The 19,118-nt window shown below is 69.1% G+C and carries 15 protein-coding genes; 1 reads left to right on the top strand and 14 read right to left on the bottom strand.

Annotated elements, in window-relative coordinates; all coding sequences use genetic code 11:
* Positions 1-52: 52 nt before the first annotated feature.
* From CAP38_RS12815 to CAP38_RS12770, 10 genes are all read right to left on the bottom strand, one after another.
* A complete protein-coding gene (locus CAP38_RS12815; protein WP_256924450.1) occupies positions 53-1,390 on the bottom strand; it encodes a type III glutamate--ammonia ligase in 1,338 nt (445 codons plus the stop codon).
* Positions 1,387-2,694 (bottom strand): 4-aminobutyrate--2-oxoglutarate transaminase, encoded by a 1,308-nt coding sequence (gene gabT, locus CAP38_RS12810; protein ID WP_086121813.1) that lies wholly within the window; start codon positions 2,692-2,694, stop codon positions 1,387-1,389. The genes CAP38_RS12815 and gabT overlap by 4 nt, the downstream gene beginning before the upstream one ends.
* 11 nt (positions 2,695-2,705) lie before the next feature.
* Entirely contained in the window at positions 2,706-4,190 is a 1,485-nt protein-coding gene (locus CAP38_RS12805; protein ID WP_086121812.1) for an aldehyde dehydrogenase, read from the bottom strand.
* Between the two features lie 207 nt (positions 4,191-4,397).
* A complete protein-coding gene (locus CAP38_RS12800) occupies positions 4,398-5,258 on the bottom strand; it encodes an ABC transporter permease (protein ID WP_086121811.1) in 861 nt (286 codons plus the stop codon).
* Between the two features lie 10 nt (positions 5,259-5,268).
* Complete coding sequence (locus CAP38_RS12795; RefSeq protein WP_086121810.1) at positions 5,269-6,177, bottom strand: ABC transporter permease; 909 nt, start codon at positions 6,175-6,177, stop codon at positions 5,269-5,271.
* A 20-nt stretch (positions 6,178-6,197) separates the two neighbouring features.
* The gene (locus CAP38_RS12790) at positions 6,198-7,301 is read right to left on the bottom strand and encodes an ABC transporter ATP-binding protein (protein WP_086121809.1); all 1,104 of its coding nucleotides are present in this window, start codon (positions 7,299-7,301) and stop codon (positions 6,198-6,200) included.
* A gap of 114 nt (positions 7,302-7,415) precedes the next feature.
* Positions 7,416-8,591 (bottom strand): extracellular solute-binding protein, encoded by a 1,176-nt coding sequence (locus CAP38_RS12785; RefSeq protein ID WP_086121808.1) that lies wholly within the window; start codon positions 8,589-8,591, stop codon positions 7,416-7,418.
* A gap of 150 nt (positions 8,592-8,741) precedes the next feature.
* Positions 8,742-10,181, bottom strand: coding sequence for an aspartate aminotransferase family protein (locus CAP38_RS12780; RefSeq protein ID WP_086121807.1), 1,440 nt, complete (start codon positions 10,179-10,181; stop codon positions 8,742-8,744).
* Between the two features lie 21 nt (positions 10,182-10,202).
* Positions 10,203-11,576: a glutamine synthetase family protein gene (locus tag CAP38_RS12775; RefSeq protein WP_086121806.1), complete on the bottom strand. Its 1,374-nt coding sequence runs from the start codon at positions 11,574-11,576 to the stop codon at positions 10,203-10,205.
* Between the two features lie 69 nt (positions 11,577-11,645).
* Positions 11,646-12,446, bottom strand: a complete 801-nt coding sequence (locus CAP38_RS12770) for a gamma-glutamyl-gamma-aminobutyrate hydrolase family protein (RefSeq protein ID WP_086121805.1) — start codon at positions 12,444-12,446, stop codon at positions 11,646-11,648.
* Between the two features lie 79 nt (positions 12,447-12,525).
* Here CAP38_RS12770 and CAP38_RS12765 point away from each other — a divergent pair, with 79 nt between their 5' ends.
* Positions 12,526-14,031 (top strand): PLP-dependent aminotransferase family protein, encoded by a 1,506-nt coding sequence (locus CAP38_RS12765; protein WP_086121804.1) that lies wholly within the window; start codon positions 12,526-12,528, stop codon positions 14,029-14,031.
* A 15-nt stretch (positions 14,032-14,046) separates the two neighbouring features.
* On the opposite strand, the gene CAP38_RS12760 is transcribed toward CAP38_RS12765, so the two are convergent.
* The 4 genes from CAP38_RS12760 to CAP38_RS12745 all read right to left on the bottom strand — a co-directional run bounded on the left by CAP38_RS12760 (position 14,047) and on the right by CAP38_RS12745 (position 19,041).
* Positions 14,047-15,357, bottom strand: a complete 1,311-nt coding sequence (locus tag CAP38_RS12760) for an FAD-binding oxidoreductase (RefSeq protein WP_086121803.1) — start codon at positions 15,355-15,357, stop codon at positions 14,047-14,049.
* Positions 15,358-15,367: 10 nt separating this feature from the next.
* Entirely contained in the window at positions 15,368-16,297 is a 930-nt protein-coding gene (speB, locus tag CAP38_RS12755; protein WP_086121802.1) for an agmatinase, read from the bottom strand.
* Positions 16,298-16,405: 108 nt separating this feature from the next.
* Positions 16,406-17,800, bottom strand: a complete 1,395-nt coding sequence (locus CAP38_RS12750) for a hypothetical protein (RefSeq protein WP_086121801.1) — start codon at positions 17,798-17,800, stop codon at positions 16,406-16,408.
* A gap of 14 nt (positions 17,801-17,814) precedes the next feature.
* On the bottom strand, positions 17,815-19,041 hold the full coding sequence (locus CAP38_RS12745; protein ID WP_086121800.1) for a YbfB/YjiJ family MFS transporter: 1,227 nt from the start codon (positions 19,039-19,041) through the stop codon (positions 17,815-17,817).
* Positions 19,042-19,118 lie beyond the last annotated feature (77 nt).

Genomic DNA, 19,118 nt, shown 5'->3' with positions numbered 1-19,118 from the left:
CGGCGATTATCCCGGCTGGGCCCGCCCCGCCTTCATGGCGCGCGGTGGCCCCTCAGGGCGCTTCGGCGTATCGCTGCCACTCCCAGTCCGACACGCTGCCGGCATGGGCGGCCCATTCGTCCCGCTTGACCTGCAGGAACTGCCCGCAGAACGCATCACCCACCGCCTGCCGCAGGGCGGCGTCGGCCTGCAGCGCATCCAGCGCGGCATGCAGGTCGCGTGGCAGGCGCGGCGGCAGATCGGCACCGGCGGCATGGCGCTCGTAGAGGTCGTCGGCCGTGGGCGGCACCAAGGGCAGGGCCTGGTCGATGCCGTCCAGACCGGCCGCGAGCGTGCCGGCAATGGCCGCATACACATTGCAGGCCGGATCGGGCAGGCGCCACTCCAGCCGCCCGGCCACGGTGCGGACCAGGCAGGTGCGGTTGTTGTCCCCGATGGCCTTCCACACCGGTGACCAGGTCGTGCCGGATGCGCTGCGGCTCGCCGCCAGGCGCCGGTAGCTGTTGACCGTGGGCGCACACAGGGCGGCCAGGGCATCGGCGTGGTGCAGCAGGCCGGCGGCAAACCGGTGCCCGAGCCCGCTCAGGCCCAGGGCACCGGCCGGGTCGGCCATGAGCGCGTGGCCCTGGTGGTCGGTCAGGCTCAGATGGAAGTGCAGACCGCTGCCCGGCGCATGGGCCAGCGGCTTGGGCATGGTGGAGAACACCAGGCCGTGTTCGCGCGCCACCTCGCCGGCCGCGAGCTTGAACAGCTGGTAGCGGTCGGCCGCGGCCAGGGCCTCGTCGAACCGGTAGTTCACCTCGTACTGGCCGCAGGCGTCTTCATGGTCGATCTGCTGCAGCTCGAAGCCCAGGTCCTGCAGGGCCTGGCGCAAGCGGTCCAGAAACCCGAAGTTGCGGCCGATGGCACGCAGGTCGTACGAGGGCTTGGCCAGCGTGTCCTGCGCATCGGCCACCGCCCAGCCCTGCCCGGTGCGGCGCAGCAGGAAGAACTCGGGCTCGATGCCCACCCACAGCGTCCAGCCGCGCTGGCGCAGCCGCTCCACCTGGGCCTTGAGCAGCTGGCGCGGGCAGGTGTCCAGCGGCTCGCCACCGGCAAAGCCGTCGCACACCGCATGGGCCACACCGGGCAGAAAAGGCCAGGGCCGCAGGCTCTGCGGCAGCACCCGACCCATGTACTCGCTGCGCGCACCCATGCGCGGCAGGCCGGTGCCGGTGATGCTGGGGCCGGAGAAGCCGGCGCCCTCGGCCACCGCCTGCGGCAGCAGGTCCAGCGGCACCAGCTTGCCCTTCACGCCGCCGTTGAGGTCGGTGAAGGTGGCCAGCACCGAGTGGATGCCCTGCGCCCGCAGGGCGGCCATGCGGTCGGCCAGATCGGCCGCCAGGCTCAAGCCAGCACCTCGGCCAGCGCGGCGTCGAGCACCGAAAGACCTTCGTCGAACACCGCGTCCTCGATGGTCAGCGGGAACAGGAAGCGGATCACGTTGCCGTACACGCCGCAGGTCAGCAGCAGCAGGCCGCGGGCGAGTGCGGCAGCCTGCACTTTCTTGGTGGTGTCGGCATCCGGCGCGCCCGTCTTGGGGTCGATGAACTCGCAGGCCACCATGGCACCCAGACCGCGGATGTCGCCGATGCGGGGACGCACCGCGCGCTGCGCGATCAGGTGGGCAATCAGCTTGTCGCCCAGGCGCTGGGCGCGCTCGCACAGGCGCTCCTCTTCAATGACGTCGAGCACCGCGTGCGAGGCGGCGATGGCCAGCGGGTGGCCGGCATAGGTGCCGCCCAGTCCACCCGGGGCGGGCGCGTCCATCACCGCCTGACGGCCCGACACGGCGGACAGCGTGGTGCCGCCGGCCAGGCTCTTGGCCATGGTGATCAGGTCGGGCGACACGCCGTAATGCTCCATGGCGAAGAGCTTGCCGGTGCGGGCAAAGCCGGTCTGCACCTCGTCGGCGATCAGCAGGATGCCGTGCTGGTCGCACAGCTCGCGCAGCCACTTCACGGCGGCCGGCTGGATCGGGTTGAAGCCGCCCTCGCCCTGCACCGGCTCGAACACGATGGCCGCCACACGGCTGGGCTCGATGTCGCACTTGAACAGCTGCTCGATGGCCTTCTTCGTGTCGTCCAGCGAGGCGCAGTGGCACGGGAAGGGCACGTGGTAGATCTCTGGCGGGAACGGGCCGAAGCCGGCCTTGTACGGCTGCACCTTGCCGGTCAGCGCCACCGAGAACAGGCTGCGGCCGTGGAAGGCACCACCAAACGCAATGACGCCGCTGCGGCCGGTGGCCGAGCGCGCGATCTTGATGGCGTTCTCGATCGCCTCGGCGCCGGTGGAGAAGAACGCCGTCTTGGCCGGCCCGGCAATCGGCACCAGCGCGTTGATGCGCTCGGCCAGCGCCACGTACTCGGCGTAGGGCACCACCTGGTAGCAGCTGTGGGTGAAGCGCTGCAGCTGCGCGGCAATGGCGGCCTGCACCTTGGGGTGAACATGCCCGGTGTTGAGCACCGCAATGCCGCCGGCAAAGTCGATGAAGCGGCGGCCTTCGATGTCCCAGAACTCGGCGTTCTTGGCCCGGTCGATGAAGAAGTCGCCCATCACGCCCACACCGCGCGGCGTGGCGGCCAGGCGGCGGGCATGCCAGGCGGCGTTGGTGTGCGGGGCTTGCAGGGTGTCGGGGGTTTGCGGGGCGTTCATGGGCGTCTCCTTCAGACAGGGGAATCGATCCGGATCCAGGTCGTCTTGACCTCGGTGTACTTGTCGAATGCGTGCAGCGACTTGTCGCGACCCACGCCGCTCTGCTTGAAGCCGCCGAAGGGCACGGTGATGTCGTCCTCGTCGTACTGGTTCACATGCACCGTGCCGGCGCGCAGGGCGCGGGCCACGCCGTGGGCCTTGTTGATGTCGCGCGTCCACACCGCCGCCTGCAGGCCGTAGATGTTGCTGTTGGCCTGGCGCACCACGTCGGCCGCATCGGTGAAGCTCAGCACCGACAGCACCGGGCCGAAGATCTCCTCGCGGGCAATGGTCATGTCGTTCTTGACGCCGTCGAAGATGGTGGGCTGCACATAGAAGCCGCCCTTGACCGGCTCGGTGGCCTCGCCGCCGGCCAGCAGCTTCGCGCCTTCGCTGCGGCCGCTCTCGATGTAGCGCAGCACCGTGTCCATCTGCACCTTGTCGACGATGGCGCCCATCACCGTGGACTTGTCCAGCGGGTTGCCAGGCTGGTAACGCGGCACCAGAGCCAGCGCCTTTTCCAGGAAGGCGTCCTTGATGGAGGCCTCCACGAACAGGCGCGAGGGCGCGTTGCAGCTCTCGCCCTGGTTGAAGAAGATGCTGCCCACGGCTGCCTCCACCGCGCGGTCCAGGTCGGGGCAGTCGGCGAACACGATGTTGGGCGACTTGCCACCCAGCTCGGTCCAGGCGCGCTTGAGGTTGCTCTGCCCGGCCATCACATGGATCTGCTTGCCCACCCGCGTGCTGCCGGTGAACGCAATGCAGTCCACATCCATGTGCAGCGCCAGCGGACTGCCGGCTTCCTGGCCATAGCCGGGCACCACGTTGAACACGCCGGGCGGAATGCCGGCGGCCAGTGCCAGTTCGGCCAGGCGCAGCGCGGTCAGCGGGCTCTTCTCGCTGGGCTTGAGCACCACCGAGTTGCCCGCGGCGAGCGCCGGCGCGATCTTCCAGGCCGCCATGATCATGGGGTAGTTCCAGGGCACGATGACGCCCACCACGCCCACCGGCTCGCGGGTGATGAGCGCCAGCGCGGTGCTGGGCGTGGGCGCGATCTCGTCATAGACCTTGTCCACCGCCTCGCCGTACCAGCGGATGCAGTTGGCTGCGCTGTTCACGTCCACCGCGCGGGCGTACTTCACCGGCTTGCCCATGTCCAGGGTTTCGGTGAGCGCCAGCTCGTCGGCATGGGCGATGAGCTGATCGGCGAACTTGAGCATCACCCGCTTGCGCGCGGCCGGCGCCATGCCGCTCCAGCGCCGGTCTTCAAAGGCAGCACGGGCCGCCGCCACGGCGGCATCGATGTCGGCCACACCGCAGCGCGCCACCGGGGTGAGCAGGCGCCCGTCCACCGGCGAGAGGCAATCGAAGGTCTGACCGTCGCGCGCGTCCACGCGCTGGCCATTGATGACGGCGCGGCCGTCGAAGCGGGGGGTGTTGCTGGCGTTGTCGCTCATGAGGGTCCTCAGATTGGCCCCCATGCTAGCCCGGGAAAGCCGCAGCACGCCAGTCCACTTTGGCGGGCGGGCGGGTGTCCACCGGCGTTGGGCAGCTGTACTCGCAACCCAGTGGCCAACATCCGGCAAAAAGCCGCCCGAGAACGGCTTTTTTCACCCTGGGCACACACCCTCCCGGGGTTCCCGGGACGGGCAGAGGCTAAGCGTTCACTTCACCGTCAGCGCGGCCATCTCGGCCCGCGCTGCGGCCGCGATCTCGCGCTCGCGTCGGCGGGTCTGCCGGGCCACCCACACCGCATAGCCCACGATGACGATGGTCACCGTGACGATGAGCAGCGTGGCGGCGGCATAGATGGTCGGGTTGATGCCTCTGCGGGCGTAGCCGAAGATCACTTGCGGCAGCGTGCTCACGCCGGGGCCGGAGAGGAATTCGGAGATCACCACGTCGTCGAACGACAGGGTGAAGGCCAGCAGGAAGGCAGCCAGGATGGCCTGGAAGATGTTGGGCAGCGTGACCAGGAAGAACACCTGGATGGGCCGGGCGCCCAGGTCCATGGCGGCTTCTTCGGTGGAGCGGTCCATCTCCATCAGGCGCGACTGGATCACCACCATGCCGTAGGCCATGCCCAGCAGCGTGTGCCCCAGGATGATGGTGAGCATGCCGCGCTCGGGCCAGCCGAACACGTTCTGCGCGCCCACGGCCAGCAGCAGCAGGGACAGGCCGATGATCACCTCGGGCATGACCAGCGGCGCATTCACCATGCCGCTGAAGATGGTGCGGCCCACGAAGCGGCGGTAACGCACCAGCACGAAGGCGGCGAAGGTGGCCAGCACGGCCGACAGCACGCCGGTGATGGCCGCCACCTTGAGCGAGAGGAAGAAGCCTTCGACGATCTTGGTGTCGCGGGTCAGGGCCTCGTACCAGCGCAGCGAGAAGCCGGTGAACCGGGCGTCCTGCCGGGTGCTGTTGAACGAGAACACCATCATGAACACCAGCGGGGCGTACAGGAAGGCGAACACCAGCGCCATCCAGAGCTTGCCGGTGTGTTTTTCGAGCAGTTGCTTCATGGCCGGCTCCTCAGACGCGCTGTTCGTTCTTGTTGCCGCTGTAGTGGTAGTACAGCGCCAGCGGAACCACGATGACGGCGATCATGACCACGGCCAGCGCCGTGGCCCGGGGCCAGTTGTTGGCGGTGAACATCTCGTCCCACACCACGCGGCCGATCATGAGGTTCTCGGGGCCGCCCAGCAGCGACGGGATCACGAACTCGCCCACGCAGGGAATGAACACCAGCATGAAGCCGGCGACGATGCCCGAGCGCGAGAGGGGCACGGTGACCAGCCAGAAGGCCTTGAAGGGCGTGGTGCCCAGGTCGTAGGCGGCCTCCAGCAGGCGGAAGTCCATCTTCACCAGGTTGGCGTACAGCGGCAGCACCATGAAGGGCAGGTACACATAGGTCATGCCCACCAGCATCGACACGTTGGTGTAGAGCATGGGGATGGGCTCGCTGGTGATGCCCAGGGCCATCATGGCGCGGTTGACCACGCCCTGATCGGCCAGGATGCCCTTCCAGGCATAGACCCGCAGCAGGAACGAGGTCCAGAACGGCAGCATCACCATCAGCAGCAGCGCCGGGCGCACGCTGGCCGGCGAGCGGGCAATGAAGTAGGCAAACGGGTAGCCGATCACCAGGCACAGCACCGCGGTGCACAGCGCGTACCAGATGGAGCGCAGGTAGGCCTCCACATAGAGCGTCTTGAACAGCGGGGCGCCCTCTTCCATGCGGAAGATGGAGAGGTAGTTCTCGTACTTCAGGCTCAGCACGCCGGTGACCGGATCCCACAGCGGCTTGAACGGGCTGAGGTCGTCGCCCATGTCCACGAAGCTGATGTAGAGCAGGATCAGGAAGGGCAGGAAGAAGAAGACGATCAGCCAGGCATAGGGCACGCCGATGACGAATCGTTTGCCGGGGGTGGGCAGGTTCATGGGAGGTCCTCCGGCGGGGGTCAGTCGCGCAGCACCACGGCGTCGGTGTCGTCCCACCAGAAGAAGACCTCGTCTTCCCAGGTGATGCCCAGCCGCTCGTGCCGCGAGCCGTTGGGCTCGGTGATCTTCACCCGCGAGCCCTGCGGCGTGATGACGATGTAGGTGTTGTAGGAGCCGAAGTAGGCAATCTCCTTGACCCGGCCACCGAACACGTTGTGGTCCATGTCGGCCGGGCGCTCCTTGCCGATGCTCACCTTCTCGGGGCGCACCGCCACGGCCACCGGCATGCCCAGGCTGCCGCTGATGCCATGACCCACGTGCACCTCGCCGATGGCGGTGGTCACGGCGCAGCGGTCGGGTTCGTCCAGGCTGAGCTTGCCCTCGAACAGGTTCACGTTGCCGATGAAGTCGGCCACGAAGCGGTTGCCCGGGTATTCGTAGATCTGCTGCGGCGAGCCCACCTGCAGCACCCGGCCCTTGCTCATGATGGCGATGCGGCTGGCCATGGTCATGGCCTCTTCCTGGTCATGGGTGACCATGACGCAGGTCACCCCCACCTGCTCGATGATGTTGACCAGCTCGAACTGGGTCTGCTCGCGCAGCTTCTTGTCCAGTGCCCCCAGAGGTTCGTCCAGCAGCAGCAGCTTGGGCTTCTTGGCCAGGCTGCGGGCCAGCGCCACCCGCTGCTGCTGGCCGCCCGAGAGCTGGTGCGGCTTGCGCTTGGCGTACGGCGTGAGCTGCACCAGGGCCAGCATGTCGCCCACGCGCTTCTCGATCTCGGCCTTGGGCAGGCCTTCGCGCTTGAGGCCGAAGGCGATGTTCTCCCAGATGTTGAGGTGCGGGAACAGCGCATAGCTCTGGAACATCATGTTCACCGGCCGCTCGTAGGGCGGCTGCGACACCAGGTCCTGGCCGCCCAGCAGGATGCGGCCCGACGTGGGCTTCTCGAAGCCGGCCAGCATGCGCAGCAGGGTGGACTTGCCGCAGCCGGAGCTGCCCAGCAGGGCAAAGATCTCGCCCTTGCCGATGGAGAGCGACACCTCGTCGACCGCCACGGCCTCGTCGAAGCGTTTGATCAGTTTGTCGGTGACCAGGTAGCCTTCAGTGTGTCCAGCCGCTGCCATGGAATGCGCCTCTTGTGGGGTGGTGATGGAATGGGTCGACAGAAAAAGAAACGGGGCTGTTCATACGTTGGTACGAACAGCCCCGGGGGTCACAGCCCGTTCAGGACGGCAGGGTTATTTGGCCTTGCCGGTCTTGAACGCGTTGTAGGCCGTGGCCATGGCTTCGCGGGCTTCGTTGGTGAAGCTGCTCGGCGGGATCATCTTGGCGATGTAGGCATCTTCCACAAAGATGGTCTTGTTGCTGGCGATCTCGGGGTTCACCTTGGACACCGCTGCCTTGTTGCCCGAGTTGTAGTTCATCTCGTTGGCCATGGCCGCGCCGCTCTCGGGGCTCAGGAAGAAGTTGATGAACGCGTGGGCGTTGTTGGGGTGCTTGGCGTCCTTGGTGATGGCCATGGTGTCGAAGAACGACAGCGCGCCGGTGGAGGGCAGCAGCGCCTCGATCTCGTCCTTGGAGCCGTTCTCCTTGGCGCGACCGGCCGCGATGTTGATGTCACCCGCCCAGCCGATGGCCACGCAGGCCTTGCCGCCGGCGATGTCGTCGATCATGGTGGAGCTGAACAGACGGATGTCCTTGCGCACCTTGGCCAGCATTTCGGTGGCGGCTTTGTAGTCGGCCGGGTCGTTGGAGTAGGCGTCCTTGCCGATGTAGTGCAGGGCCACCGGGATGATCTCGGTCGGGGAGTCCAGGTAGGCGATGCCGCACGACTTCAGCTTGCTGGTGTACTCGGGCTTGAACACCAGATCCCAGGCGTTCTCGGGCATGGGGGTGTTGCCCAGGGCCTTGGCGACCTTGGTCTTGTTGACGCCCACCGTGGTGAAGCTCCAGGCCCACGGCACCAGGTGCTTGTTGTCCGGGTCGGCCTTGGTCAGGACCTGCATCACGGACGGGTCAAGGTTGCTGTAGTTGGGGATCTTGGCCTTGTCCAGGGGCTGGTAGAAGCCGGCTTCGATCTGGGGCTTGGCGAACACGGTACCCGGCACCACGATGTCGTAGCCGGTGTTGCCGGCGACCAGCTTGGCGTTGAGCGCCTCGTTGGTCTCGAAGGTGTCGTAGTTGACCTTGATGCCGGTGGCCTTCTCGAACTCGGCAATCATGTTCTCCGGGATGTAGTCGGGCCAGTTGTAGATGTTGAGGACCTTCTCGTCATCCAGGACCGGACCGGCCGGAGCGGCCGGGGCGGCGGCCACCGGGGCGGGCGCGGCAGGAGCAGCGACCGGCTCCTCTTTTTTGCCGCAGGCGGCCAGCAGCATGGCCGACATCGCGAGAACCAGAACGTGCTTCTTCATGGTGATGCTTTCTCCTGAACGAGGGTGTGTAGACCGAAAGGTTTCAGCGTCCGGGCGGGTGGACCTGTCGACAGCTAGCAAGTTCCAGACCCGTGGCGCGCGACGCCGATGCCCGCAGGCGTACCGGGCATGGCGCGGCGGCCATTCTAGTCAGGAGTGCAGCCCTTCGGCCCGCAATTGCACCAAAGTGGCGTCCAGACACTGGCGAATCAGCCCCATCATCTCGTCGATCTGGGCCCGGGTCATGACCAGGGGCGGCGCAATGATCATGCGGTCGCCCACGGCGCGCATGATCAGGCCATTGCGGAAACAGTGGGCGCGGCACTTCATGCCGACCGCCAGATCGGGGTCGTAGGTCTCGCCGGTGGCCTTGTCCTTGACCAGCACCAGGCCGGCCACCAGACCGCAGGTCTCGGCCACGCCCACCAGCGGGTGGTCGTTGAGCTCGGCAAAACGCTGGGCCAGGTAGGGGCCGGTGTCGTTCTTCACCCGGCCCGGCAGGTCCTCGCGCTCCATCAGCTCCAGGTTGGCCAGGGCCACCGCGCAGGCCACCGGATGGCCGCTGTAGGTGTAGCCGTGGTTGAACTCGCCGCCCTGGTCGATCAGCACCTTGGCCACACGGTCGCCCACCATCACGCCGCCCAGGGGCACATAGCCGCTGGTCACGCCCTTGGCGAAGGTCACCAGGTCGGGGCGGTAGCCGAACTTCTCGTACGCAAACCAGTGGCCCAGCCGGCCGAAGGCGCAGATCACTTCGTCGGAGATCAGCAGGATGCCGTACTGGTCGACGATGCGCTGGATCTCGGGCCAGTAGGTCTCGGGCGGAATGATCACGCCGCCCGCACCCTGCACCGGCTCGGCGATGAAGGCGGCCACCCGCTCGGGGCCGATCTCCAGGATCTTGGCCTCCAGCCAGCCGGCGGCGCGGCGGCCGAAATCGGCGGCCGACTCGCCCGGCTTCGCGTTCTCGAAGTGGTACGGCTGCTCGATGTGCACGATGTCCGGGATGGGCAGATCGCCCTGGGCGTGCATGCCGCTCATGCCGCCCAGCGAGGCGCCGGCCATGGTGGAGCCGTGGTAGGCGTTGTGGCGGCTGATGATGACCTTGCGCTGCGGCTGGCCCAGCAGGTCCCAGTAGCGGCGCACCAGGCGCACGTTGGTGTCGTTGCTCTCCGAGCCGCTGCTGGAGAAGAACACATGCTCGAAGCGGCGGCCGCCCACCACCGGCGCCAGCGAGGCCAGCTTGGCTGCCAGCTGCACCGCCGGCACGTTGGTGGTCTGGAAGAAGCTGTTGTAGTAGGGCAGCGTCATGAGCTGCTGGTAGGCCGCGTCGGCCAGTTCCTTGCGGCCGTAGCCGGCGTTCACGCACCACAGGCCGCTCATGGCGTCCAGGATGCGGTGGCCTTCGGAGTCCCACACATAGATGTTCTCGGCCCGGGTCATCACCCGCGCGCCGCGCGTGGCCAGATCACCGTGGTCGGTGAACGGGTGGATGAAGTGCGCACTGTCCTGCGCCTGGATGGCCTTGGTGTCGTGCTGCTCGGCACGGCGGACGATGGCGGGCGGGGCGATGAGGGTCGAGGTGTTCATGGCGGTTCGCTTTCAGGCAGATCAGACGTGCAGCAGCAGGTGTTCGCGTTCCCAGGGCGAGATCACCTTCATGAACTCGTCGAACTCCAGCTCCTTGATCTCGGTGTAGATGGTCACGAACTCCTTGCCCAGCACCTCGTGCAGGTCGGGTTCGCGGCGCAGCCAGTCGAGCGCCTCGCCCAGGCTGCGCGGCAGCGAGTACGGCGCCAGGTAGGCATCGCCCTTCATCTCGGGCTTGGGCTTGATCTTGTTCTTCAGGCCCAGGTAGCCGCAGGCCAGCGTCATGGCCATGGCCACGTAGGGGTTGGCGTCGGCGCCGATCACGCGGTTCTCCACCCGACGCGCAGCAGGGCTGGAGATCGGCGAGCGAATGCCCACCGTGCGGTTGTCATGGCCCCATTCGATGTTGATGGGCGCGGCGGTGTGGCGCGAAAGGCGGCGGTAGCTGTTCACGTACGGCGCCACCAGCACCATGGCCGCCGGAATGTAGCGCTGCATGCCGCCGATGTAGTGGTAGAACGATTCGGACGGCGTGCCGTCTTCGTTGCTGAAGATGTTCTTGCCGGTGGCCTTGTCCAGGATGCTCTGGTGCACGTGCATGGCCGAGCCCGGCTCGCCCGCAATGGGCTTGGCCATGAAGGTGGCGTACATGTCGTGCCGCAGCGCGGCTTCGCGCACCGTGCGCTTGAAGAAGAACACCTCGTCGGCCAGGCCCAGCGGGTGGGCATGGAAGAAGTTGATCTCCATCTGGCCGGCGCCCACTTCGTGGATCAGCGTGTCCACGTTGAGCTCCATCTTCTCGCAGTAGTCGTAGATCTCCTCGAACAGCGGATCGAACTCGTTGACCGCATCGATGGAGTAGGCCTGGCGCGAAGTCTCGGCCCGGCCGCTGCGGCCGATCGGCGGCTTGAGCAGGGTGTTGGGATCGGTGTTGCGGGCGGTCAGGTAGAACTCCAGCTCGGGCGCCACCACCGGGTCCCAGCCCTCGGCCTCGAACAGGTTGCACACATGGCGCAGCACGCTGCGCGGCGCGAACGGCACCAGCTTGCCCTGGTGGTCGAAGCAGTCGTGGATCACCTGCGCCGTGGGGTCGGTGGCCCAGGGCACGATGCGGGCGGTGGTCGGGTCGGGCCGCAGCTGCATGTCGCGGTCGGTCGGCTCGATCACGTCGTAGTACGGGCCGCTGGCCGGAAACTCGCCCGTCACCCCCATGGCCACGATGGCCTGCGGCAGGCGCATGCCGCGGTCTTCGGTGAACTTCTCGCGCGGCAGGATCTTGCCTCGGGCCACACCGGTGAGGTCGGGCACCAGGCATTCCACCTCAGTCACTCGGCGGTCGTTGAGCCAGTTTTCGAGGTCGTTGAAGGTCTTGGGGGCTGTTTTCTGGGCGTTCATGGCCGTTTCCTTGTCGTCAGGGCTCGTGGTGTTGTGCGGTCAGTGTCGCTCGGGGAATGGGGGTGGTCTTCAGGCCGGGGTGCTGCCGGCCAGGTCGTCGGCCTGCAGCCGCTGGCTGCGGCGCTGGCGGCAGGCGCGGCCGAAGGCTTCGAAGATGGCGCTGTAGAACGGGGTCTCCCAGCAGCGCCATTCGGGGTGGAACTGCACGGCGTAGGCGAAGGTGCGGGCGCCCAGGACCTCGAAGGCCTCGATCTGCCCGTCGGGTGCCCGGGCCAGCGCGCGCAGGCCGGCGGCCAGCCGGTTGATGCCCTGCCCGTGCAGCGAATTCACCTGCACCTCGGTGCCGCCGGCCCAGTCGGCGAACACGCTGCCGGGCTCCAGGTGGATGGGGTGGCGCGGCGCGTACTGCACCTCGGGCGGCTGGCCCTTGGGCTCGCGGTGGTCCATGCGGCCGGGCACGTTCTGGACCTGCTGGTACAGGGTGCCGCCCAGGGCCACATTGATCTCCTGGAAGCCGCGGCAGATGCCCAGCAGCGGCACGCCATCGCGCACGCAGGCCCGCACCAGGGCCAGGGTGAGCTGGTCGCGCTCGGCATCCAGGGGCAGGGACGGATCGGCCACCGGCTCGTCGAAATGCGAGGGGTGCACGTTGGAAGGCGAGCCGGTGAGCATGACCCCGTCCACCAGGGACAGCAGCCCGTCGATCTGGTCGGCGCTGGCCAGGGGGAACATCACGGGCTGGGCCTGGGCACCGACCTTGACGGCGCGGGCGTACTTGTCGCCCAGCAGCAGGAAGGGCATCTGATGGCCGTGGTCGCCCAGTAGGCGGTGGTCGGCGGGGAGCCAGACCATGCTTGGCGGCTTGTTCATGCAATCTCCGGTTGCGGACCATTGTGGCCGTCAAATTGGATCACAATGAGGGCCAGTTGAGCCAACCACAGGGTGCCACTTGCTCTCCGAATTCCTGCTCAGTGAAATGACCCGGCTGGGCACCCAGGACGCCCTGCCCCTGCACCGCCAGCTCTACGAGGCGCTGCGCCGCGCCATGCTGGACGGCAAGCTCGGTGCCGGCGAACGCCTGCCCTCGAGCCGCGATCTGGCCCAGGACCTCAACCTCTCGCGCAACACGGTGGTGGCCGCCATCAACCAGCTCAGCGTGGAGGGCTATCTGGCCAGCCGGGTGGGCAGCGGCACCTATGTCAACGACAACGTGCCCCGGGCCACGCCGGGCCGGGCCAGCACCGGGGCACCGCTGCGGGCAGCCCCGCAACAGGCCGGCCGGCTGTCGCAGCGGGGCGAACGCCTGGCCCACCGCTTCAGCGCGGCCGACCTGGAGGTGCAGCCCTTCACCCCGGGCATCGCGGACTTCAGCGCCTTTCCCCTCCCGCTGTGGCAACGGCTGCAGAACAAGCACTGGCGCATGACCTACCCGGACATGCTGGACTACAACACCTCGGGCGGCTATGCGCCACTGCGCCGGGCCATTGCCGACTACCTGCGGGTGTTCCGCAGCGTGCACCTGGACGCCGATCAGGTCATCGTCACCACCGGCACCCAGCAGTCGCTGGAGCTGTGCGCCCGCCTGCTGGCCGACCACGGCGACACGGTGTGGGTGGAAGACCCGGCCTACTGGGGTGCCATGAAGGCCTTCATGGCCACCGGCCTGCAGGTGCATCCGGTGCCGGTGGACCGCCAGGGCATCGCACCCGGCCCGCAGGACGATGCCACCCCGCCCCGGCTGATCTATGTGACGCCCTCGCACCAGTACCCCACCGGCGCGGTGATGTCGCTGCCGCGCCGCCACCAGCTGCTGGCCACTGCGGCCGCGCACGAAGCCTGGGTGCTGGAGGACGACTACGACAGCGAATACCGCTTCAGCGGACCGCCCATCTCCAGCCTGGAGGGCCTGGACACCACCGGGCGGGTGCTCTACATGGGTACCTTCTCCAAGGTGCTCTACCCCGGCATCAAGCTGGGCTATCTGGTGGTGCCCAAGGCCCTGACCGAGGCCTTCCGCCGCGCCCACTACGACCTCAACCGGCCGGGCCAGATGCCGGTGCAGGCCGCACTGGCCGAGTTCATCGAGATGGGGCACTTCGCGAGCGCCCTGCGGCGGGCCCGGCAGAGCTATGCCGAACGCCGCCAGCTGCTGCTCGATGCCCTGCGCCCGGTGCTGCGCGACGATGCCGAAGGCCCGCGCATCACCGGGGCCGAGCAGGGGCTGCACCTGTGCCTGCGCCTGCCGGGCACGGTGGACGACGTGGCGCTGACCCAGCGCATCGCCCAGCAGGGGCTCACCGTGCGGCCGCTCTCGGCCTACTGCCTGCAGCGCACCGACCTGCGGGGCCTGGTGATCGGCTACGGCTATGCACCGCTGGGCGAGATCGCCCGCTGCGGGCCGCTGCTGGCCCATGCCGTGGCCCGCGTGCTGGAAAGCCGGCCGCTGCCCGCCTGAGCCGGCGGCGGGGCGTCAGATCACGTCCTTGAGGCGGTGCCAGAGCATGCCCAGCGCCAGGCTGGGTGTGCGCAGCAGCGGCCCGCCAGGGAAGCGCCGGTGCTGCAGCCGCGCGAACACATCGAAGCGCCCGGCCTGGCCGGCCACCGCCTCGGCCACCAGCTGGCCGGCCAGCCCGGTGAGCGCCACGCCGTGGCCGCTGAAGCCCTGCAGGTAGTAGAGGTTGTCGCCCAGCCGGCCGAAGTCGGGCGCGCGGTTCATGCTGATGTCCACGAACCCGCCCCAGCAGAAGGCCACCGGCACATCGCGCAGGGCCGGGAAGATGCGCACCATGCGATCGCGCATCAGGCCCTGCAGGTTGCGCGGCGTCATGGTGGTGTAGCTCACGCGCCCGCCGAACAGCATGCGGTGGTCCGCACTGAAGCGGAAATAGTCGAGCACGAAGTTGTTGTCGCACACCGCGGCCTGGCCGGGAATGAGCGAGGCCGCCAGGTCGGGATTCACCGGCCCGGTGCCGATGATGTAGGTGCCCACCGGCATGATGCGCGGGGCAATGTCGGGTGCCACCGCCGGGCCGTACTCCGGCAGCATGCAGTTGCCCGCCAGCACGCCGAAGCGTGCATTCACCGCACCCTGCGGCGTGAGCGCCTGCAGCACCGGTCCGCGCCGCAGCGATGTGACCGGCGAGTGCTCGAAGATCCGCACCCCGGCCGCCCGCGCCGCCTCGGCCAGACCCAGGGCGTACTTCAGCGGATGCAGATGGCCGCTGCGCTGTTCGCGAAAGGCCGCCACATAACGCCGGGTGCCGATCAGCCGGCCGACGTCGTCCCCCTCGGCCCAGTCCACCGCCACGCCCCGCGCCTGCAGGTCGTCGGCCTCCTCGCGCAGCGCGCGCGCCTTGCGCGGCGCATCGGCCACATACAGGTAGCCGTGGCGGCGGTCGCAGTCGATGCCGTGCTCGGCGATGCGGCGGTCGATCAGGTCGATCGCCTCGAGCGACATGTCCCAGGCCCTCTGCGCATCGACCTGGCCCAGCTGCTGCTCGAACGGACCCTGACCGCTGGCATAACCCACGATGGCCTGCCCGCCGTTGCGGCCGCTGGCCCCGCTGCCCACCCGGTCGGCTTCCAGCACCACCACGCTCAGGCCGCGCTGCGCCAGCTCCAGCGCGGCACTCAGACCCGAAAAACCCGCACCCACCACCAGCACGTCGGCCTGCAGCGAACCGCTCAGGGGCTCCCCCGGCGGCGGGCGCTGCACGCTGGCCTCGTAGTAGCTGGCCTGGTTGAGCTGGGTGTCCGACCCGATCAGGGATGCGCGCCACATGACCCGCCCCTCAGGCCGCTGTCCGGCGGGCCACCTGCCCGGCCAGGTAGGTCCACACCAGGGCGGCGGCGGCGTTGCTGGTGAGTTCGGCGTGGTCGTAGGCCGGGGCCACCTCCACGCAGTCCATGCCGACCCAGTTGAGGTCGGCCAGTTCCTCGATGAAGGTCAGCACCTGCGAACTGCTCAGACCGCCGGGCTCGGGCGTTCCGGTGCCCGGCGCGAAGGCCGGGTCCAGCACGTCGATGTCCAGCGTCAGGTAGGCCGGCCGGTTCCCGATGCGGTGGCGGATGGCATGCAGCACCGGACCGAGGCCGGCGCCGTCCATGCCGCGCAGGGACCGGGCGGTGAAGATCTGTCCGCCCTGGTCGGCGACGTATTCGCGCGCGGCCCGCTCGCCGCTGGAACGGATGCCCACCTGCACCGTGTGGGCCGGACTGACCAGCCCTTCCTGCAGCGCTTCAAAGGTCCAGGTGCCGTGGCCCGAGGGTTCACCGAAGTGGTCGGTCCAGGTATCGCAATGGGCATCGAAATGCAGCAGGGCCAGCGGCTCGCCGCCATGGCGGGCCTTGGCAGCACGCAGCAGCGACAGGGTCACCGAATGGTCGCCGCCCAGAAAGATGCAGTGGTGCCGCGCCATCAGTTCGGCGGCCTGGCGCTCGATGTGCCGCCGCACCTCCGGCAGGGGCGAGGCATTGGGCAGGCGCATGTCCAGCGCATCGCCCAGGTGGGCCAGGGGCGACACATTGAACAGCGGGTGGATGGCGTCGCACAGCATCAGGCTGGCGGTGCGGATGGCCTGCGGCCCGAAGCGGGCGCCGGGCCGGTTGGTCACCACCCCGTCGTACGGCACGCCGCAGATCGCAAAGGGTTGGTCCCCCAGCGGCTCGCAGGCCATGAAACGCTGGGTGCTGCTGGCATAGGCGAACTGTCCGATGGCCATGGTGGGCGTCCGTGAAACAGGGAAAAACGGGTGGAAGGAGTGGACCCGCAAGATACCCCCGGACCCTTGGGGCGGAAGGTCCAATTTCCCCGGGGCCGGGAGGCCAGTTCAGCGGCGGGGTTCGGCGCGCTGCGGGCTGCGCTCGCCCGAGCCCCCGAAGAGGCCCTTGATGCCCTCGCCCAGACGGTCGCCCAGGTTGGCCCCGGCGCTGGTGCCCACACCGGGCATGAGGGCGGTGCCGATGGCTGCGCCCAGCAGGGCCGAGCGGGTCAGCGTGACCGAGGGATCGTCCAGCGTGCCGCCCACCGCCAGCGGCACGCCCAGGGTGCCGCTGCCGGCGCCACGGGTCATGTCCACCCGCACGCGACCCGACAGCGCCCGGGCCGGCGAGATGGCCACGTCGCCGGTGGCCGCCAGCACGCCCGAGGTGGCCACCAGGTTCTGCAGCTCGATGGCGGCACCGCGCGTGTTCACCTGTCCGGCCAGGGTGTCGAGCGGGGTCTCGCCTCCGCGCGACAGGCCCACGGTGGTCACCGCCCTGGCCAGGTCGACGCCGTGCAGCACCGCACCGTCGATCTGGAAGCGGGTCTGGGTGCGCAGCGAGCGCAGCAGCGCCTCGGTGCCGGCCGCCGGATCGACCCGCGCCGAGAGCGCGGTGGTGGCCTGCAGGCGGCCGCTCAGGGTGCGGCTGGGCACGGTGAGCGCCGACACCTCCACCTGCCGGGTGACCAGATCGCCCTGCACCTGCCACACCGGCGGCCGGTCGGCGGGGGCCCCGGCCTCGATCGGCACCGGTGTCCAGCGCAAGGGGCCACTGACGGTGCCGCCCCCGATCCGGGCCGAGAGCTGCCAGGCATGCGATGCGCCCTCGGCAGCCGCCTGCCGCTCGAGCTCCAGGCGGGTCTGGCGGTAGGGGCCCTCGAGCACCTGCACGCCCGCCTGTTGCGGCCAGCCGTCCGGGGAGAGCGCCAGATCGGCATCGACCGTGTGGCGCACCCCTTCCAGGCTGATCCAGCTCAGGCGCTGCAGCCGCACCTCGCGCGGCAGCAGGGCCGCATCGGGCAGGGTGTCGGGCGCGGGGGTGTCGGTGGCCTCGCGCTGCCGGGTCACGGCCGACAGGGCCAGCAACGCGCCTTGTGGCAGCACGGCGTCGTCCACATGCAGGATGGCCAGCCGGAAGCGCCCACCCAGCAAGGCGGCGTAATCCGGCTGCAGCGCCAGGCGGCCCACCGTCACCGGGGCCGGGGCCGGTCGGGGTTTCTGGCGCGGGTTTTCGACCACCGCGGGGCCGATCACCAGGCCATCGATGCCCACCGCCGGCCAGGGCCGGAAATCCAGGTGGATGCGCTGCATGGCCACCGGTGCACCCACCGCATCGCTGGCTAGGGCCTGCACCCGCAACCGGAAATCGTCGCTGCCCAGCCAGTGCGACAACCCGGCCGCACCGGCCGCGGCCAGCAACAGGCCCGACACGCCCGCGATCAGCCAGATCTTGCGCCGCATGCCCGCTGCTCCGCTCACCACGCGCGCTGGCGCAGCGCCAGCACCGCGCCCGCCCACAGCACCACGGCCGACACACCCAGGCCCAGCGCCAGACCGCCCGGACCGTCCGCAATGAAGCCGACCACCGTCGGCCCCACGATCTGACCGGCCGCAAACACGGTCGTGAAGGCACTGATGCCCGCCGCCCATTGCGCCGGCGGCAGGTTGTGCCGCACCAGTGCGGTGGTGGAGGCCACCACCGACAGGAACACCCCGCCGAACAGCAGGCCCGAAACCAGGGCCAGCGGGACCGAACTCGTCAACGCCGGCAGCACACAGGCCAGACCGAGCAGGGCATTCAGGCGGGCCAGCGGCTGGCCGTCGCGGTGGCGGTCCAGCAGGCCGGCCCACAGCCGCGAAGACGCCATGACCGCCAGGCCCAGCAGGGCATAGAACACGGTGATGGTCAGGGGCGTGCGGCCCTGTTCACGCAGCAGCGCGATCACGAAGGTCATGTAGCCGATGTAGCCGATGCCGAAGCAGCCGTAACCCAGCAGCGCCGGCCGGAAGTCGCGCCAGCGGAACACCCGGGGCACCGCACCGCTGGCCGGCGGTGCCGGCGGCGGTGCATGGCGCCCCAGCACACGGGCGGGCCAGACCAGTCCGACCGTGGCCAGCAGGCACAGACCGGCCAGCATCCACCAGGCCCAGGCCCAGCCGTGCGGCACGCCGGAAGCCGCCTGCAGCACCGGCGGCACCAGCAGGGCCGAGGCCACGATGCCCAGCCCGGTGCCGCCGTAGTACAGCCCCAGCAACAGGCCGCTGCGGCGGGCATCGCGCGCGCCCAGCCGGGCGGCCAGCAGGCCACCGGTGATGAAGACGAAGGCACTGGCCACCCCGGCCAAGAGGCGCTGCAGCAGAAGGGGCAGCGCATCCACGAAGAAGCCGCTGGCCAGCATGAACAGCGTGGCCAGCGCCGAGCCGACCAGCATCAGGCGCGCCGGGCTGAGAAAGCGCAGCAGCAGCGGTGTGGCCAGCGCACCGAGCAGGTAGCCCAGCGCATTGGCGGTGTTCATGCCCCCGGCCAGGGTGAAGCTCCAGCCCAGGTCGTCGCGCATGGGCGGCAGCAGCAGGCCATAGGCAAAGCGGGTGATGCCCAGCGACACCGCCGCGCCCAACGACAAGGCCATGGCCAGCGGCAGCAGGGACTCGCTGTCGGCCGCTGGCGGTGGTGGCGGAGGAAGGGTGACCCGGGTGTCCATGGCGCCGCATTGTCGCCCGCTGGCGGGGCAGGGCCAATTCGGCCGGAACAGGGCCAACCACTGGGGACCCGACGGCC

Source organism: Hydrogenophaga sp. IBVHS2, assembly GCF_002127215.1.
Taxonomy (GTDB): Bacteria; Pseudomonadota; Gammaproteobacteria; order Burkholderiales; family Burkholderiaceae_C; genus Hydrogenophaga.
This window is presented reverse-complemented; position numbering and strand designations above follow the sequence as displayed.